This window comes from Brachybacterium sp. 107, from assembly GCF_052379725.1.
GTDB lineage: Bacteria > Actinomycetota > Actinomycetes > Actinomycetales > Dermabacteraceae > Brachybacterium.
The window spans coordinates 16915-34871 of sequence record NZ_JBQSYW010000004.1; the positions used below are offsets into that span (position 1 = coordinate 16915).

The 17957-nt window shown below is 69.0% G+C and carries 16 protein-coding genes; 4 read left to right on the forward strand and 12 right to left on the reverse strand.

Translation table 11 applies throughout. The features are described from left to right. Positions 1-107: 107 nt before the first annotated feature. On the forward strand, positions 108-1136 hold the full coding sequence (locus ACT3UL_RS06560) for an acetylxylan esterase (protein WP_444577319.1): 1029 nt from the start codon (positions 108-110) through the stop codon (positions 1134-1136). On the opposite strand, the gene ACT3UL_RS06565 is transcribed toward ACT3UL_RS06560, so the two are convergent. The 5 genes from ACT3UL_RS06565 to ACT3UL_RS06585 all read right to left on the reverse strand — a co-directional run bounded on the left by ACT3UL_RS06565 (position 1120) and on the right by ACT3UL_RS06585 (position 6825). Beyond that, positions 1120-2409 carry an amidohydrolase gene (locus ACT3UL_RS06565; protein ID WP_444577320.1) on the reverse strand — a complete coding sequence of 430 codons (1290 nt, stop codon included), beginning with the start codon at positions 2407-2409 and terminating at the stop codon, positions 1120-1122. The two genes, ACT3UL_RS06560 and ACT3UL_RS06565, sit on opposite strands and share 17 nt — an antisense overlap. 120 nt (positions 2410-2529) lie before the next feature. Continuing rightward, the gene (locus ACT3UL_RS06570) at positions 2530-3219 is read right to left on the reverse strand and encodes an NUDIX hydrolase (protein ID WP_444577321.1); all 690 of its coding nucleotides are present in this window, start codon (positions 3217-3219) and stop codon (positions 2530-2532) included. A 151-nt stretch (positions 3220-3370) separates the two neighbouring features. After that, positions 3371-4363 (reverse strand): class II fructose-bisphosphatase, encoded by a 993-nt coding sequence (gene glpX, locus ACT3UL_RS06575; protein WP_444577322.1) that lies wholly within the window; start codon positions 4361-4363, stop codon positions 3371-3373. 658 nt (positions 4364-5021) lie between these two features. Further along, complete coding sequence (locus tag ACT3UL_RS06580; protein ID WP_444577323.1) at positions 5022-5471, reverse strand: DUF2871 domain-containing protein; 450 nt, start codon at positions 5469-5471, stop codon at positions 5022-5024. Positions 5472-5562: 91 nt separating this feature from the next. Continuing rightward, on the reverse strand, positions 5563-6825 hold the full coding sequence (locus ACT3UL_RS06585) for an MFS transporter (protein WP_444577324.1): 1263 nt from the start codon (positions 6823-6825) through the stop codon (positions 5563-5565). Between the two features lie 163 nt (positions 6826-6988). On the opposite strand from ACT3UL_RS06585, the gene ACT3UL_RS06590 reads away from it, so the two are divergent. Next, positions 6989-7924, forward strand: a complete 936-nt coding sequence (locus ACT3UL_RS06590) for an aldo/keto reductase (RefSeq protein WP_444577325.1) — start codon at positions 6989-6991, stop codon at positions 7922-7924. 156 nt (positions 7925-8080) lie between these two features. Here the strand turns inward: ACT3UL_RS06590 and ACT3UL_RS06595 are convergent, their stop codons facing one another. Next, positions 8081-8440: a hypothetical protein gene (locus tag ACT3UL_RS06595; protein ID WP_444577326.1), complete on the reverse strand. Its 360-nt coding sequence runs from the start codon at positions 8438-8440 to the stop codon at positions 8081-8083. Between the two features lie 252 nt (positions 8441-8692). Here ACT3UL_RS06595 and ACT3UL_RS06600 point away from each other — a divergent pair, with 252 nt between their 5' ends. Continuing rightward, complete coding sequence (locus tag ACT3UL_RS06600) at positions 8693-9757, forward strand: Gfo/Idh/MocA family protein (RefSeq protein ID WP_444577327.1); 1065 nt, start codon at positions 8693-8695, stop codon at positions 9755-9757. Between the two features lie 113 nt (positions 9758-9870). Here the strand turns inward: ACT3UL_RS06600 and ACT3UL_RS06605 are convergent, their stop codons facing one another. The 5 genes from ACT3UL_RS06605 to ACT3UL_RS06625 all read right to left on the reverse strand — a co-directional run bounded on the left by ACT3UL_RS06605 (position 9871) and on the right by ACT3UL_RS06625 (position 15409). Then, entirely contained in the window at positions 9871-9999 is a 129-nt protein-coding gene (locus ACT3UL_RS06605) for a putative transporter small subunit (RefSeq protein WP_444577328.1), read from the reverse strand. A 58-nt stretch (positions 10000-10057) separates the two neighbouring features. Beyond that, positions 10058-11695, reverse strand: a complete 1638-nt coding sequence (locus tag ACT3UL_RS06610; RefSeq protein WP_444577527.1) for a sodium:solute symporter family protein — start codon at positions 11693-11695, stop codon at positions 10058-10060. Between the two features lie 521 nt (positions 11696-12216). Then, on the reverse strand, positions 12217-13182 hold the full coding sequence (locus ACT3UL_RS06615) for a carbohydrate ABC transporter permease (protein ID WP_441461954.1): 966 nt from the start codon (positions 13180-13182) through the stop codon (positions 12217-12219). Continuing rightward, positions 13182-14174, reverse strand: coding sequence for an ABC transporter permease (locus ACT3UL_RS06620; protein ID WP_444577329.1), 993 nt, complete (start codon positions 14172-14174; stop codon positions 13182-13184). The genes ACT3UL_RS06615 and ACT3UL_RS06620 overlap by 1 nt, the downstream gene beginning before the upstream one ends. Further along, positions 14171-15409: a glycoside hydrolase family 5 protein gene (locus tag ACT3UL_RS06625; protein WP_444577330.1), complete on the reverse strand. Its 1239-nt coding sequence runs from the start codon at positions 15407-15409 to the stop codon at positions 14171-14173. Before ACT3UL_RS06625 ends, ACT3UL_RS06620 begins: the two co-directional genes overlap by 4 nt. Before the next feature lie 50 nt (positions 15410-15459). On the opposite strand from ACT3UL_RS06625, the gene ACT3UL_RS06630 reads away from it, so the two are divergent. Continuing rightward, positions 15460-16107: a TetR/AcrR family transcriptional regulator gene (locus ACT3UL_RS06630; RefSeq protein WP_444577331.1), complete on the forward strand. Its 648-nt coding sequence runs from the start codon at positions 15460-15462 to the stop codon at positions 16105-16107. A gap of 6 nt (positions 16108-16113) precedes the next feature. Here the strand turns inward: ACT3UL_RS06630 and ACT3UL_RS06635 are convergent, their stop codons facing one another. Continuing rightward, entirely contained in the window at positions 16114-17790 is a 1677-nt protein-coding gene (locus ACT3UL_RS06635) for an extracellular solute-binding protein (RefSeq protein ID WP_441461948.1), read from the reverse strand. Between the last annotated feature and the right edge of the window lie 167 nt (positions 17791-17957).

Sequence of the window (17957 nt, forward strand, 5' to 3'; positions counted from 1 at the left end):
ACGCGACGGTGCGTGGGTCGAGATCCTGGGACGATGCACAACTTTTGCATTTGAGTTCAACAACGTCAACCCTTGATGCACATTCTGTGCAGTTCTATCGTGGAGCGATGGCGACACCCACCGAGCCGACGCGCGAGCCCCCGGAACGCCCCTGCCGTCCGGGCCACCCGGCCGGGACCGGACCGTTCGATACCGGGTCCGACGGCACCGAGCCCGACCGCTTCGGGCCCGACGGCTTCGACGAGTTCTGGCGGACCACCCTCGCCGAGCACTCGGGCCGCGAGGCCGCTCGCTTCGAGCCGACGGAGTCCCCGTTGCGCAGCATCGACGTCTGGGACGTGACCTTCTCCGGGTTCGACGGGCATCCCGTGAAGGGGTGGATGCTGGCCCCCGCGCACGGCGGCTCGCGCGGGACCGTGGTCCAGTTCCTCGGGAACAACACCGGCCGCGGGATCCCCGAGCAGTGGACGCTGCTGCCGAGCTCCGGCTGGTCGACGTTCGTGATGGACAACCGCGGGCAGACCGGCCCCGCCTCGCCGGGCGACACCCCGGACCCCGTGGGCAGCGGTCCGCAGATCGTGGGCCGCATGACCTCGGGGATCCAGCAGCCGGAGACGTACTACTACCGCCGCCTGTTCACCGATGCCGTGTGCGCGGTCGATGCCGTGCGTGCCCGGCAGGGCTCGGGGGCCGGACCGCTCGTCGTCTCCGGCGGCAGCCAGGGAGGGGCGACCGCCCTGGCCGCCGCGGCGCTGCGCGAGGACATCTCCGGCGCCCTGGTGGAGGTGCCGCTGCTGTGCGACATCCCGCGCTCGGTGGAGACCGCCTCCGACGGACCGTTCACCCAGATCCGCGACTACCTGCGCACCAGGCGCGGGGACGAGGAGACCGTGCTGCGGACGCTGTCGTTCTTCGACGGCGTGCACTTCGCCTCCCGGGCGCAGGCCCCCGCCCTGTTCGCGGTCGGCATGCTGGACCCGGTGTGCCCACCGGCAGGAGTGCTGGCCGCCTACCAGGCCTACGCCGGTGCCGGGAAGTCCCTGCGCACCTACCCGTTCGACGGGCATGAGCACGGGCAGTGGCAGCACAGGCGCCGCCAGCTGGAGTTCCTCGAGGGGCTCAGCGAGGGGCGTTGAGCGGCTCGGAGTCGCGGGGCAGGGAACTGCGGGGCCCGGAACTGCGGGGCACGGCGGAACGCCCCTGGTGCTCCGCCGCGAGCTGGGCCGCCCGCTCGATCACCAGCGTGCGTCGGGTGTGGCTGGTGGCGACGTCCTGGATCACCCAGGCCATCGCGACCGCGCAGTCATCCAGGAGGAGGTAACCCTCCTCGCTCGCGGCGTGCGCGGCGAACTCGCGGGTGTGCAGGGCGCCGCCCGCCCCGGTGATGCCCACGAAGGGGTGCAGGCCCGGCACCCGCTGGGACACGTTGCCCATGTCGGTGGAGGCGGCCATGACGCCGAGCGATCCGGCGAGCGGGCGACCCAGGGCGGCCATCGCCTCGTTCCAGGAGATGCCGAGCACCTCGTCCTGCTGGAGCGGTTCGTAGAGGGGTTCGGAGGCCTCGATCTCCAGCGTGCATCCGGTGGCCACGGCCCCGGCCTCGAAGCAGGCGACGAGCTGGGTGCGCAGCTGCTCGAACTCGGGCATCGTCAGCGCCCGGCACTCGAAGTCGACCACGGCGGTCTCCGGCACGATGTTGGTGACCCCGCCCTGCTGGGGCACCAGGGCCAGGCGCTGGCCGTCCTTGACCCGCTGGCGCAGCAGACCGGCGGCGACCTGGGCGACCACGGCGGCGTCGTTCGCGTTGATCCCGTCGGTCGGGTTCGCGGCGGCGTGCGCCCCGCGGCCCGTGTAGGTGGCGCGCCAGCGGCCGACGGCCTGGCTCGTCGAGCCCAGCACGTCATAGGTGTCCGTGTGCGGGGTGGGGTGGGACATGAGTGCGAGGTGCACTCCGTCGAACACGCCGCGATCGATCAGCAGCTGCTTCCCGCCGCCATGCTCCTCGGCCGGTGTGCCGATGACCAGCAGCGTCACGTCCAGCTGGTCGACGACGTCGGCCAGGGCGAGGGCGGCACCGAGGGAGGCGCCGGCGATGAGGTTGTGCCCGCAGCCGTGGCCGATCTCCGGCAGGGCGTCGTATTCCACGCACAGCGCTGCGACGAGGGAGCCGGCGCCGAGGGTGGCGCGGAAGGCGGTGGGCAGCTCGGCCACGCCGCGCTCGACCGTGAACCCGGCGCCCTCCAGCAGGTCCGCGCAGCGGTCATGGGCATGCTGCTCGGTGAAGGCGGTCTCGGGGTCGGCGTGGATCGCCCGCGCGACGGTGAGCACGTCCTCCCGACGGGCCGCGAAGGCAGCGGCGATCGCGGTCTTGCGCGGGTCGGGGTGCGTGAGGGCGGCGTCGAGGGTCACGGGTCGATCCTGCCATGGTCTGCGGCGTCGGCCCCCGGGGTGCTCACCCCGGAGCGATCACCCGGAGGCGATCGCGGCCCACCGCCGTTCACTCCCCCGCGCGCAGCAGGGGACGCCGGTTCACTCCCCCGCGCGCAGCAGGGGCGGCACCAGAGAGGTGCCGGGGCCTGCGGAGTACAGACGTGCGGGGCGGCCGCCGGTGGGGGCGGCGTGCTTGTCGAGCTCGAGCAGGAAGCCCTCGGTGCGGGTGGCCTTGCGATGGAAGTTGCCGGCGTCCAGGGTGGTGCCCCACACGCTCTCGTAGACCCCGCGCAGCTGGGAGATGGTGAAATCCTCGGGCAGGAAGGTCACGGCGAGCGTCGTGTACTCGAGCTTGGCGCGAGCGCGCTCGATGGAGCACGCGAGCACCTCGGCGTGGTCGAAGGCGAGGTCGATGTCGGCCAGCTCCTCGATGGCCCACCAGCGGGCGTCGGCCACGTCGTCGCCGCGCTGAGGATCCGGGAGATCCGCGCCGAGGGCCATGAAGGCCACGGAGATGACGCGGGCGCGGGGGTCGCGATGCGGGGTGCCGAAGGTGCGGACCTGCTCGAGGTGCACGGCGCTGCTGCCCAGCGAGGCCTCGTCGGCGAGCACGCGGTAGGCGGCGTCGTCGAGGTCCTCCTCGAGCTCGATGAATCCACCCGGGAGCGCCCAGGCGCCCCGGTGGGGGTCGTCCTCGCGCTGGACCAGCAGAACGTTGAGGGCGTCCGCCCGCAGGGTCAGGACGATGAGGTCGACGGCGACGCGGATGTCTTCAACGGGGGAGGCCATACGGTCACCTTAGGGGTGGTTATGGTCAGCTTGACTGCTACTGCAGTGCGTGTCACAGAACGAAGTCAGCCGTCTTCGCCCGTCGCGGACCGGCGGGAACCGGCCTGCCCGGTGGTCACGCTGCGACCCTCGGGCAGGCGGGCGGACCCTTTCACTCCGAGATCCAGCGGCCCCACTTCTCGGCGCGGTGCTCCGCCTCGACGATGCGCACGGTGCCGGACTGGGCCCGCATCACGATCGACTCCGTGATCAGGTGATCGCGCTGGTAACGCACGCCCTTCAGCAGGTCGCCATCGGTGATGCCGGTCGCTGCGAAGTAGCAGTTGTCGGTGGTGACCAGGTCCGATGTGGTGAGCACCCGGTCCAGGTCATGCCCGGCGTCGATCGCCTTCTGCCGTTCGGCGTCGTCGATCGGGGCGAGCCGGCCCTGGATCATCCCTCCGGTGGCCTTCACGGCGCACGCGGCGATGATCCCCTCGGGGGTCCCGCCGGTGCCCAGCAGCATGTCCACCCCGGCGCCGCGCGCGGCCGCGATCGCTCCGGCGACGTCGCCGTCCATGATGAACTTGACGCGTGCGCCGGCGTCACGGATCTCCTGCACCAGGGGCTCGTGGCGCGGCCGCTCGAGCACGCACACGGTGACCTGGCTGACCGGCTTGTCCAGGGCCTTCGCGACCAGGGTGATGTTCTGCGCGACCGGCAGGCGCAGGTCGACGTAGTCGGCGGCCTCGGGGCCCACCACCATCTTCTCCATGTAGAACACGGCCGACGGGTCGTACATGCTCCCCTTCTCGGCGACGGCGAACACGGCGAGCGCGTTGTTGTAGCCGAGCGCGGTGAGGCGGGTGCCGTCGATCGGGTCGACCGCGACGTCCACGTCGGGGCCGGTGCCGTCCCCGACGCTCTCGCCGTTGAACAGCATGGGCGCTTCGTCCTTCTCGCCCTCGCCGATCACGACGGTGCCGTTCATCCGCACGGTGTCCATGAAGGTGCGCATGGCATCGACGGCCGCGCCGTCGGCCCGGTTCTTGTCCCCCGCCCCCACCCAGCGGGCGCCGGCGATGGCGGCCGCCTCGGTCACACGGACCAGTTCGAGGGCGAGGTTGCGGTCTGGGGCGGTCGAGGTGCTGGCAGGGCTGGTCATGAAGGCCTCCGTCGTCGTCGTCGGGGTCGGTCCATCCCGCGCATCCGGGCACCCGATCGTGACGGGCCGGGCGATGCGGTGCGGGTCCTTCGGACTCTACCCGGCGGACGGTCAGCGCTGGGAGGACTGCGGGTGAATCCGCTGTGCAGAACGCCTGTGCACGACCTCTGTGCGGGATGTCCGTGCAGGGCCTCTGTGCAGGGTCTCTGGTCAGGTGCTGGAACAGGCAGGAGCCCTGCTGGCCCGGGGTGAGGTCCCGGGGAGCTGGCCCGGGGTGCTGGCTCGGGATGCGGTCTCGGGATGCGGTCTCGGGGCGTGCTGTTCGTGCGCCTGCTGCCGCCTCTGCGTATCCACCGGCACCTCTGGCGTACAAGCAGCCCGTCTCCACGCATCCACTGGCACCTGGCGTACAAGCAGCCCGTCTCCACGCATCCACTGGCACCTGGCGTACAAGCAGCCCGTCTCCACGCATCCACTGGCGCCTGGCGTACAAGCAGCCCGTAGAGGGCGGAGCCTGCACACATGGCGCCAGTCGCGCCCTCGCTGCCCTTTCCTACGCATCCACTGGCCCATGCAACCAATGGCGCCTGGTGTGCAGGCAACCCGTATAGGGCGGTCCCTGCACACCAGGCGCCAGCGGGTGCGCTCTCGAGAGAGGTCAGGCGGTGACGGTGTTCTTCTCGAGGGCTGCGGTGCGGTCCTTGATGCCGGCGCGCACGGCGATGAACAGGGCCACGAGGCCGACGGTCAGGAGCATGTGGCCGAGGCCCGCGATGCCGGGGATGGCGGCGCTGGTGGTGGCGGGATCCTGACCGTCGAGGGTGAGGAAGCCGCGCACGGCCTGCATCGCCACGGTCACCACGAGGCCCACGTTGTAGGTCCAGTAGAAGACCGAGAAGGAGCGGCGGCCGCTGAGGGAGAACACCGCATCCAGGGCGAGGACCACGAGGAACATGACCATGCCCAGGACGAGCAGGTGGGTGTGGAGGGTGTTGAGCTGGGTGTGGGTGCCGAGGTTGTCGGTGGCCTTGGTGAACTCGCGGTAGAAGAGTCCGGAGGCGAGGCCGAGGATGATGTACGCGAAGGCGGTGTTGAGGAGCTTGTTCATGTCTTCGACTTTAGATTTCCGGGCTGACCTGGGGATCAACCGAAGGATTGATCGCCGTGGTGGCCCGGGCCACGCAGCGAGGGCCGTGCTGTCAGACGGCGACCCGCTGGCGGGTGGCCCGGAGGTGCCAGGCCCAGAACCCGCCGCCGAGCAGGGCGAAGGCGAGGGACGTGAGACCGAGCGCCACGAGGCCCGTGGTGACCAGCGGCGCGATCAACCCGGCGAGCAGGGCGTTGAGGACCAGGCCGAAGAAGGTGCCCAGTGAGGCCGCGGCGCCGCGCTCGTGCGGGAACAGGTCCAGCACCTCGAGCTGGATCGGCGCGAACAGCAGGGCGACCGTGAACGCGATGAGCATCGGTCCGATGACGGCGAGCAGCAGGCCCCAGCTCAGGCCGCCGGTGAACTCCGGCGCGAAGGAGACCAGCACCAGGTTCACGATGGTGGTGACGACGGTGCCGACGAACCCGAAGGTGATCAGTCTGCTGCGGTCCATGAGGTCGGCGACCCGGCCCACCACCCAGGCCCCGGAGAGCATGCCGATGATCAGCGGGATGAACAGCACCCAGAAGTCCCGCTCGCCGAGCCCCAGCAGCCGCACCACCACGATCGACGCCCCGGCGATGAACAGGAACTGGGCGGCGAACCCGAAGGCGGAGGCCGCGGCGACACGCAGCATCACCGGTGAACGGGCCACATGGGCGAGGGAGCCCAGCAGCGAGCGGACGCGCAGCGGGGTGCGGGCCTCGGGCGGGAGCGTCTCGGGCAGCCGCACGGTGAGGACCAGGACGAGCAGCGCGTAGACGCCGACCCCGGCGAACACCCACCGCCAGTCCCCCAGCAGCAGGAGCCAGCCCCCGAAGATCGGGGCGACCGCGGGTGCGACCGAGAAGATCATCATGACCTGGGCCATCAGCCGCTGCGCCTCGGATCCCGAGAACATGTCGCGGATGACCACGCGGGAGACGATCGTGGCGGCGCCCGCGCTCATCCCCTGCAGCACGCGCAGCAGGATCAGGGTGCCCATGCTGGGGGCGAGCACGCAGCCGAACATGCCGATCAGGTAGATGACAAGGCCACCGATCATGACCTTCTTCCGGCCCAGAGCGTCGGAGAGCGGGCCGTGGAAGATCGACATGACCGCGAACGCCGCGAGATAGGCCGAGACCAGCTGCTGCAGGGCGACCTCGTCCCCGCCGAACTCCGCGCCGATCCTGGTGAAAGCAGGGAACACCGTGTCGATGGTGAACGGGCCGAGCATCGCGAGCGAGGCGAGCGTCAAGGTGATCCGCGCGCCCGCCTTCGCCCGCCGCGGCGAGGTGGGCGGAACGTGGGAGGTGGGGAAGGGCGTGGTCACCGTGTCGATCCTAGGGAGGAACCGCCTCGCGGCGCACCTGCATCCCGCGGGTCGGGAACGCTCACGAAATGCCATGTACGGCGGCGGCCAGCGGGCATAGGCTCTCTCCCGGCGCCGCTGCCCCTGGCGACGCCGCCGGTCCCCTGCCCCGTGAGGTCACTTCATGAAGCACATCGCCATGCCGCACACCGATATCTCCGCACCCAACGTGGTGCTGGGGCTGATGCGCATCTCCGAGAAGTCCGACGACGAGATCCGCACCCTGGTGCGCACCGCTCGCGACGCCGGCATCGATTTCCTCGATCACGCCGACGTCTACGGCGGCGAGCTGCACCAGTGCGAGGCTCGTTTCGCCGAGGCGATGCAGCTCAGCTCGTCGGAGCGGGACCAGGTCACGCTCCAGACCAAGGCTGGCATCGTGCCCTCCGGCCCGTACTTCGACTACTCCTACGAGCATCTGATCGAGTCCGTCGAGGGGTCGCTGAAGGCGCTGCAGACCGACTACATCGACATCCTCCTGCTGCACCGTCCCGACGCACTGGTCGAGCCCGAGGAGGTCGCCCGTGCCTTCGACGAGCTGCATGCGAGCGGCAAGGTGCGCAGCTTCGGCGTCTCCAACCACACCCCTCGCCAGATCGATCTGCTCGCCAAGCACCTGAACCAGCCGATCGTCGCCAATCAGCTGCAGCTGTCGATCACGCACTCCACGTTCATCGCGCAGGGCGTCTCGGCGAACATGCAGGGCACCGACCAGGCGATCGTCCGCGACGGCGGCGGGATCCTGGACTACTGCCGCCTGCACGACATCACCGTGCAGGCCTGGTCGCCGTTCCAGGCCGGGTTCTTCGACGGCGTGTTCCTGGGCAACCCGGAGCACGCGGAGCTCAACACGGTCATCGACCGCCTCGCCGCGAAGTACGACGTCGCCCCCGAGGCGATCGCGACCGCGTGGATCACGCGTCACCCGGCGCAGATGCAGGTGGTGCTCGGCACCACCACCCCGCAGCGCGTCACGGACTCCGCCGCCGGGTCCGAGATCCCGCTGACCCGGCCGGAGTGGTACGAGCTGTTCCGCGCCGCCGGCTGGATCGTCCCCTGATCCGCGCCACGGCCTGACCCGCCGTGACCAGCAGATGGGGCCGGCAGAGCAGACAGCACCGAGGCGACGGAACCCTGCGCTGTGCAGGGTTCCGTCGCCACAGCTCTGTCTCGTCGGCTCCGTCGCCTCAGAGCCTCTCGCCCCGGGGTTCCGTGCTCAGCACGGGCCCCCGATCACGGCGAGGCCGCGCAGGGCGTGGACCACGGCGAGCGCGGTCAGAACGCCGGCCAGCGCGATCACGATCCACTGCTTGACGGGGTACTGGTACGGATGCTTCCGGCGCTGGACGATGCCGGCGACGGCGCACACGAGGCACACCGCAGCGGCGATCATCGCGCCGTAGTCCTGGTAGGAGCAGGTGGTCTGGACCCCGTTGACGGTGGTGGTCGCGGTGCTGGAGATGGAGACGACGAAGCCGAGCACCCCGATGGCCAGCCCGGTGTACAGCGCAGCCGGGATGTCCCGGAGGCTGGTGGTCGGCTCGGGGAGCAGGGGCTGTGCGTCCTTCGCAGTCATCGGAGTTCCTCGTTCTCGTCAGGGACGGGCACCGCATCGGCCCGTCGTCACCGCTGATCCTCTCCCGTCGGCCCGGGATCTGCGATGGGGAGGATGGCTCGGGGAGAACTCCCCATCGACCAGCACTCCCCCTCCGCAGGCACCGCGCGGCAACCCCTACCGCGTACGGCCCGGACAGACCAGGATGGGAGCACGATTCCCATCCGGATTCCCACCCACGTGCCGCATCGGAGCGGCGAGGAGGCCCAGCTCATGGCTCAGCGCGACAGGAGTATCGGACTGGTCGGGTACGGCGACGTGTCCGTCGTCCATGTCGGGGCGATCGGGGCGATCGACGGCCTGGAGCTCGTCGGCATCGCCGACACCGATCCCGCCGCCCGCGAGCGCGCCGCGGCCGCGACCGGCCTGCCGACCTTCGCCGGCGTCGAGGAGCTGATCGACGCCCTGGGACCGGACGCCGTGCATGTGACGACCCCGCACGACCAGCACGTCGGCCCGTCGCTGGCCGCTCTCGGGCGCGGCGTCCACGTGCTCCAGGAGAAGCCGCTCGCCCACACCCTGGCCGAGGGCACGCGCCTGGTGGAGGCGCTCGGGTCCGCCACCGCAGGACGCACCCCCACCGTCCCTCGGGCCGACGGCGGCCAGGGGGCCGCGAAGATCGGCATCTGCTTCCAGAACCGCTACAACCGCGCCAGCCGGGAGCTCGCACGCCTGCTGGGCAGCGGCGAGCTGGGCGAGGTGCGCGGGGCGTGGGCCTCGGTGGTGTGGAGCCGCACCGCGGAGTACTACGCCGCCAAGCCGTGGCGCGGGCGCTGGGAGACCGCCGGCGGCGGCCTGCTCATCAACCAGGCGATCCACACCCTGGACCTCGTGCAGTGGCTGCTCGGCCCGGTCGAGCGCACCGAGGGCCTCGTCTCGCAGAAGAAGTTCGCGGGGGTCACCGAGGTCGAGGACACCGCGGATCTCGTGCTGCACCATGCCTCCGGCATCACCACCACGTTCTACGCGACCCTCACGGCGCCCGTCGCCCGACCCGTGGAGTTCGAGGTCGAGACCGAGAACGCCTACCTCGAGGTGCGCTCGGGGCGCGGCGGCGGCCTGACCGTCCGCTGGGCCGACGGCCGCGTGGACACCTTCTCCGACAAGGTCGCCACCGCCGGTGGGCGCTCCTACTGGGGCGTCTCCCACGAGGAGCTGATCCGCGACTTCTACGCCTCGCTCGACGCCCCCGAGCCGTTCTGGATCGGCCCCGCCGAGGCCATGGGGTCGCTGCAGATCCTCAAGGACGCCTACGCCCACAGCGGCGTCGGGAACTGAGCCCGCGCCCTCCCCGCACCGTCGCCGCCGTCGCAGCGCACGCACGCAGACGTGCAGCGCCCGTCGGCCCTCTCCGGGGCCGACGGGCGCTGCACGTGCGATGGGGCCGTCGGTCAGATGACCGGGCGCCCCTCGGCGCGGGCTTCCTTGACATCCTTGGCGAAGCCGCGCGCGATCGCGAACAGGACGCCGAACACCAGCACGGGCCACATGAGCACATAAACGGTCAGCAGAGCAGTCATAGGGCTCTCCTCTCTCAGGGTGCGGCGGGGCGTGGGGCTCCGCCGCGCGGATGGTCGGTCAGCGTCCGGCCGGGGCAGGGATCTCGTCGGCCGGAGGATTGCCCTCCGCCCCGGAGGGCTGGTCGGCGTCGTCCTCGTCGTCGAAGTCGCCGGTGATCTTGCCGATCACCGCGAAATCGAAGTTCTGCGAGGACCTGACGCTCATCAGGTAGCAGACCAGGAACGAGACCGAGTAGGCGACGAGCGAGCCGGTCAGCGTCTCGTAGTCACGCAGGTAGCCGAAGCCGAACGGCAGGACCGCGACGGTCGCCACGATGCCGATGATCAGAGCGGGGCGCAGTCCGAAGAAGCCGAACGCCATGATCCCCAGCACCACGCCGACGCCGAGGATCGCGAGCGCCTCGACGGCGTACCCCCACGCCCCGGTGAGCGGGATGAGCGTGAAGCGCACCGGCAGGAACACCACGAGCGCGACGATGACCGAGACGGTGAACGCCTTGTTGGTGACCTTCTTCCAGTAGAAGGAGGCGATGACCGGGAACACCAGGCAGCCCCACAGGGCGCCGACGAAGACCAGCAGGTCCAGGATGTTGAACCTCGCGGTGGCGAAGAACAGGGCCGCAGCGGTCGCCACGATCATCGTGATCCGGCCGATCAGCAGCATGAACTTCGGGTCCACCTTCTTGCGCCCGACGGACTGGCCGTAGATGTCGGTCATGACGATCGAGCTCAGGGCCGACAGGTCCGAGTCCGCGGTGGAGGACAGTGAGCCGATGATCATGATGAACGCGAGAGCCACGAGGCCCACCGGCAGGTAGGTGCCGACCATCTGCGGCAGCAGGTTGTTGACGTCCCCGCCCATGGGCTCGACGCCCAGGTAGAGCGCCAGCACGCCGAGCATGCCGATACCGATCACGGTCGCGCCGTAGCCGATGGTCGCGGTGATGAAGGTGGGCTTGATGAGGTCCTCGCGCACGGCGAACAGACGCTGCGCGATGGTCTGGTTGCCGATCGCATAGGCGAGCACCGCGGCGATGTACGGGGCGCCCTGGTTCATGAACGCCTCGGAGGAGAAGAAGCTCTCCTGCTGCGGGGTGACGTGGCCGGCGGCGACGCCGTCGGCGAACATCTGCGGGCCGCCGACGACGAAGAACACCGCCGGGATGATGATGACGGCCGCGCCGAGCATCGCCATGACCTGCGCGAAGTCCGTCAGCACCGAGGCGCGGAAGCCCGACCACAGGGTGTAGAGCAGCACGCCGGCGGCGATGATCACGATGCCGGTGCCGAAGCTGAGCGGGGACAGCATCGCGATGATCGCGCCACCCGCGATGAAGTTCGAGGTCAGCGAGATGACCGAGCCGAGCACGTTGGAGCCGGCCAGCATCAGCTGCGAGGAGCGGCCGTGCCGGGCGTACATGACCTCGGCCAGCGTGTGCGCCTTGGGCGCGACCTTCCGGATCCGCTTGCCGAAGGGGTAGATGAACAGGATCATCAGGGCGCCCCATAGCCCGTAGTGGATGGGGCCGGAGACGCCGTACGTGTAGCCGGCCGTCACCGAGGCGTACATCGAGGACGCCCAGATCCAGGTCGCAGTCATCGACGCCGCGGAGACCCCGAAGCCGATGCGGTTGCCTGCGGTCATGTAGTCGTCGGCGTTCTCCTTCTTGCGGGAGATCGCGACCGACATCCACATCGTGCCGCCGTAGAAGAGCAGCAGGAGGAGGATCACGCCGATGATGCCGAGCTGGGAGATCTCCCCCGGTGACTCAGGTGGCACAGGACTTCCTTTCGTCGCAGACAGACCGGTCTCTCGTTCGTCCGGTCCTCCACGACGCGCGCTGTGGCGCTGAGTCCAGGGTGGTTCCCCACGTCGGGCCGACCGGCAAGCAGCCCCGTGGTGGTGGCCGTCCGACATCGACCCGGGCGATGCCACGCATCTGCTCCGAGGATGTGAACCACAACGGCCGCGGCGGGACCCGAGTCCTCTCGGGACTCGGTCCTGCACGTCACAACCACACATAGGACCTTGGGAAGAGTCGCACACTTATGCACACCCCGCCACCTGGGAAGTCACTGGGATGTCACGTTGCGCAGGTCAGAGCACCAAAAGGATTGTCCGACAAAACTGCGTCCCGCATCACATGACCGCAGTTCCGCATGAACATGCATTCGAGCGGTGACTGCGTGACCGCTGGGGGGTCACCTCGGCGCGGGTCAGCCCTTGATCGCCCCGGTCAGCACACCCTTGGTGAAGAAGCGCTGGGCGAACGGGTAGACGAGGAGGATCGGGATGGTGGCGACCACGACGATCGCCATCTGGACGGTCTGCGCGGGCGGAGCGGGGCGGTCCGGAGCCTGCAGATCGGACAGTGCGCTGCCCTGCACCACGTACTGGTTCAGCACCAGCTGGATCGGCCATTTCGTGGTGTCGTTGATGTACAGCAGGGCGTTGAAGAACGAGTTCCAGTACCCGACGGCATAGAACAGCGCGATCACGGCGAGGACGGCCTTGGACAGCGGGAGCACGATCGAGAAGAAGATGCGGAACTCGCTGGCCCCGTCGATCCGCGAGGACTCGAGCAGCTCCTGCGGGAGCTCCATGAAGAAGTTCCGCATGACGATCATGTTGAACGCGCTGATCAGGCCCGGGAGGATGAGCGCCCAGTAGCTGTCGAGCAGCCCCAGCTGTTTGATCAGCAGGTAGTTGGGAATGATCCCGGCGCCGAAGAACATCGTGCACAGCACGAGAACCATCGCGCCCTTGGCGAAGGGCACGTCCCGGGTCCGGGTGAGCCCGTAGGCGAGCATCGCGGTGAAGAACAACGACAGCGTGGTGCCGACGAGCGTGACTCCTGCAGTCACCAGCAGCGAACGAGTCACCACCCCGCCGGCGAAGATCGACTCGTACGCGACCGTCGAGAACGAGGTGGGGATCAGCTGCCCGGAGGTCACGGAGCCCGCATCCGCGAAGGAGAACATGATGACGTACAGGAACGGGTAGAGCATCACCACCCCGATCATCGCGATGACCACGACCTTCAGGGCGCGCGTGGTGGGCGAGGGTGTGCCCATCCATGGCGGGCGGCCCGTGGTGCGGCGCCGGCCCCCGTCACGGGGCCGATGATCGCGTGCGGGCTCGTCGATCTGGTCGATCTGGTCGATCTGGTCGAGGACAGCCATCAGAAGATCCCTCCGGTTCCGAGGCGCTTCGCGATGCGGTTCGCGAAGAGGACGAGGACAGTGGCGATGACGCCCTTGAGCAGGCCTGCTGCAGCAGATAAGCCCCAGTCCCCGCCCGCGATGCCGCGGAAGTAGACGAAGGTGTCCAGGACCTGCGCCGCGTTGGCGCCGACGGCGGGCTGCTGCAGCAGGAGCTGTTCGAACCCGACGGTCAGCACATTGCCGACGGTGAGGATGAGCAACAGGGAGATGACGGGGACGAGGCCCGGCAGGGTGATGTGCCACATGCGGCGCCAGGACCCCGCCCCGTCGGTCGCCGCGGACTCGTAGAGCTCCGTGGGGATCGCGGAGATGGCGGCGAAGAAGATGATCGTGCCCCAGCCGATGTCCTTCCAGATGACCTGGCTGACCACGAGAATCTTGAAGGTCTCGGGATTGGTCATGATGTTCACGCCGTGGATCCCGATCTGCTCGAAGAGCTGGGCGATCGGGCCCGCCCCGCCGAGGATCTTCTGCCAGATCGCGATGACGATCACCCACGAGATGAAGTGGGGAAGGTACACGACGGTCTGGATGACGCGCTTGATGCCTTCGCCCAGAAGGGAGTTCAGGAACAGCGCCAGGATGATCGGCGCCGGGAAGGCGAAGGCGATCTGCAGGAACGAGATGATCACCGTGTTCGCGAGAGCACGCATGACTTCGTCGTCGGTGAAGAGGTGGGCGAAGTTCTGCAGTCCGACCCATTGCGAGCCGAAGATGCCTCGGAAGGCCGAGAAGTCCTGGAACGCGACCACGTTGCCGGCCAGGGGGACGTAGGCGAACAGCAGGAAGAACAGCACGCCGGGCACGATGAACACATACATCTGCCATTCGCGTTTCATCCGTTGCCAGCGGGACTTCCTCCTGACGGCGGTCCCTGTCTGGCTCGGCCGGTCACGGCGGGGGCTCTGCGGGGTCTCGACGGGGATGTCGACGACCGCCTGGGCGATCACCGCGTCCTCGGAGACCCGTGCTCCGATGCTAATCGGATCTGTCCTTCCTGATGGTCCTGAGGGATGTCGCGATGGGTGCCGGAGCGACGGATGTCGGGCAGGTCGGCCGCCGGGGCGGAGATCCCCGGCAGTGCAGCCAGAGCTGCCCGCCGCACGGCGCACCGAGCGGCGGGCAGCAGCTCGAGGAGCTGGTCGAAGATCTCGTCGGCGTCCTGAGGTGCCGGCCCCGTCCCGGCCGCACAGCGCACGACCTCGTCCCAGCGATCGGGACGGGTGATGATCAGCGGTGACGTGGGGCGATCGACTTTCTTCCAGGTCCAGAAGGTCCAGGGGATGCCGTGCTGCTCGAACAGGCCGAAAGCCTCGGTGTACCACTGGTCATCGTTCTCACCGCTCTCCCCCATCCACAGCGGCAGGTCCAGGCGTTCACGCAGGTCGAGCATCGAACGGATGCTGTCGGTGCTCGGCTCCGACCAGTACTTGTGGAAATGGAGGCAGGAGTTCGGGTCCCACAGCTGATCGATGCCGTCGAAACGGGTCGCCCAGTTCCAGCCCTCGATCGACAGCAGGTGGTTCGGGTCGACCGCGCGGATCTCGGCCACGACGTCGCGGTAGAACTCCGCGAGCTTCGGCACGAGGGCCTCGTGCTTCTCGGGCAGGGGCTCGTTGAGCACGTCGTACGCCGCGACGACGGGCTCGTCGGCGTACCGGCTGGCCAGCAGACCCCACAGCCTCAGCCCCTCCTCGTAGGCGGCCGGATCGGTGAACAGCTCCGGCCGACGGTGCGGGGAGTCGTCGATGTTCTCGCCGGTCTGCCCGCCCGGTGCGCCATGCAGGTCCAGCACGCAGCTGATCCCCTCGTCCCGGCACCAGTCGACGGTGCGGTCCACGAGGGCGATGCCCTCGTCGATCAGGTCGGTGCCGTCGAACATGATCCGGGCGTTGATCGGCAGTCGCACGTGGTCGAAGCCGGCCGCGGCGATCAGCGCGATGTCCTCGGCCGTGATGAATCGACGACGGTATTCGCTCCAGAACCGCGCGGCCCGCTCAGGGCCGATGAGCTCCAGGACGAACTGCTCCATCCGACGCGGGGAATCGACCGGCGCCGGGAGGTCCCACATGTAGCCCTCGGGCAGCAGCCAGCCTCCCAGGCCCATACCGCGACGGAACTCCGGTGCGCCGTCCGGGGCGACGATCGACTGCCCCTCCCGGCGGTAGTACGCGGTCGCGCTCATCGCTGAGCCTCCGCCCGGGAGACCCTGATCGAGGCGCTAGTGTGCGCTCCATGTCCAGCACCTCCACGGATCCGACCGCCGTCCCCCTGGGACCGCGAGCCCGCCGCTCCGCGCTGCGGCGCACGGAGATCCTCGAATCGGCTGCGCGCACCATCGGGAAGCACGGTTATGCCGGAGCGACCCTGGCGGCGATCGCGGAGGACGTGGGGATCTCCGCGCCGAGCCTGCTGCACCACTTCCGCAACAAGGAATCCCTGCTCACGGAGCTCCTCGGCCACCGCGACGAGATCTCGCGCCACGACGGGACGACGTCGTTCGACGAGGGCGGCCAGGCGCTGCTGGACCACCTCGGGGAGACGGCGGAGTCCAACTCCCGCGACAGCGGTCTGACACAGCTCTACGCGGTGCTGCTCGGCGAATCGATCACCGAAGGGCATCCGGCGCAGAACTACTTCCGCGACCGTTTCCGCGGACTGCGAGCCCCCGTGCGCGACGCCCTGCTGACCGCTGTGGCCGACCCGTCGGTCTCCGAGGACGACGTGCTCGAGACCGCCGCAGCGATCGTCGCCGTGATGGACGGTGTGCAGTACCAGTTCCTGCTGGAGCCGGGCTCTGTGGACATGGCTGCGGTGACGCGGCGTACCGTGCGCGCCCTTCTCGCGGATCTTCGATCGCGCTCCGGTCGGCGAGGTGACTGACATCGATCAGGATGCCTTGTCGAGCGCTTCGGTGAACTCGTCGCACAGGGTCTGTCCGCCGCCGCTCAGCCAGGCGTCGCGGTACGCCTGGAGCTCGCTCAGCGGGCGACGGCCGGTGATGAACCCGTTGCGGTAGTCCTCGTTGAGCGTGTCGAGTTTCGCGTTGAGGGTCGCTGCGCTCGGCGCGACGATGCCGGCCACCGGGTTGGGGACCGTCGAGGAGACCAGCTGCTCCATGGTGGTCTTGAAGTTGTCGACATAGTCGCTGAGCGTCGCCTTGATCGAGTAGATCGGTGAGTTGAAGGCACCGAGCCACTGCAGCGCGGCGCGGTCGGCATCGGCCTGCTCGTCCCCGAGCCCGACGACCTCGTGGTCCGGGCCGAACTCGTAGTTGACGCCTTCGGTGCCGGAGCCGATGAACAGTGCCTCCTCGGAGCCGAAGGGGGCGCGCCAGTAGTTGATGACGCCCAGCAGCTCCTGCAGTCGCTTCTCGTCCTCCGCGGCTTCTGCGGAGATCGCGACGATGCCCCAGTAGCCGTCGTCGCGCTGGATGACGATGTCGCCCCCGTCGAACGCCGGCGGGACGAAGAACTCGGGCTCGGCCTCCGGGGTCGAGTCCACGACCTGCCCGATGATCGGATTCCCGAAGAAGCCGTTGAACGAGTCGATGGTCAGGGCCAGCTGGCCGGTGGTGAAGAGGTCGCCGAGCTCACCCCCGATGCCGTCGGGGTGGACGACGCCGGCGTCCCAGAGCTTCTTCTCGAACTCCATGACCTGCTCGAAGGCGTCGGTCATGAGCACATTGGTGACCTTGCCGGAGTCGTCGAGCTGCCAGGTGGTGCCCGCACGGAACATCCACTCGAACATGGCCTGCTCGTTCCCGGCGATGGTGGCCATTCCCCAGAACTTCTTGCCGTGCGCCTGCCCGAGACCGGCGATGTCGGTCATGACCTGCAGCCATTCCTCGGCAGTCGAACCCATCGACTCATGGCCGGCGAGGCGCATCAGGTCTGCACGGACAAGGGGGAAGTTCGTGAGGAACGGATTCTCGTTGGGGACGCCGTAGATGTGGCCGTTCTTGGAGGAGACCTTCCAGGCGTTCGTGGAGACGTTGGCGAGGTTCGGCCACGCCAGGACGTTGTCCCCGGAGAGCACCTCGGAGAGATCCGCGAAGGCGCCGTCGGAGAGGGCTCGCTGGCCGATCGCGTCGGTGTCCTGCACGAACGAGAGATCCGGGACGGACCCGGAGGCGATCGTGGTGGAGAACTTGTCGTTGTAGCCGTCGGCCGCGGTGAGGGTCGGCGTGAACGTGACGTTCAGACGCTCCTCGAGCTTCTGCCAGTAGTCGTTCTTGTCCCGCGGCCGCGGAGGTGCGCCCCAGAGGACCTGGAAGGTGGTGAGGTCCTCGCCGCCGCCCGGGGGTTCTTCGACGGAGGTGAAGTACTCCGCGATCGGCGCAGTGAAGATCATCGGCATGCCCTCCACCTCAGAGGCGATGCCGCCGTCGGGAACGGGCGGCTCGACGTAGGTGGGCAGCGCGACGTCCTGTTCCTCGAAACCACCGGAGCCCGCACCGCCCGAGGACCCGCAGGCGGCCAGGCCGGTGAGGGCGACGGCTGTGGCACCGAGGCCGAAGGTGGCACGGCGCGAGGGGCGGAACTGGCGGGACGGAACCTGGGTCATGACGCTCTCCCTTGAGGTCGGGGCCGCGGTACGGCCAAACGCCTAACGGTCGTTAGACGTTAATGTCGAGGAGCATATACCGGGCCGTCGGCAGCGGCTGAGGCGCACCTCATCACGATCACGTAACGGGATCCGGGGCTCCTCGCGCGCGCGAACTGCGCAGCGCG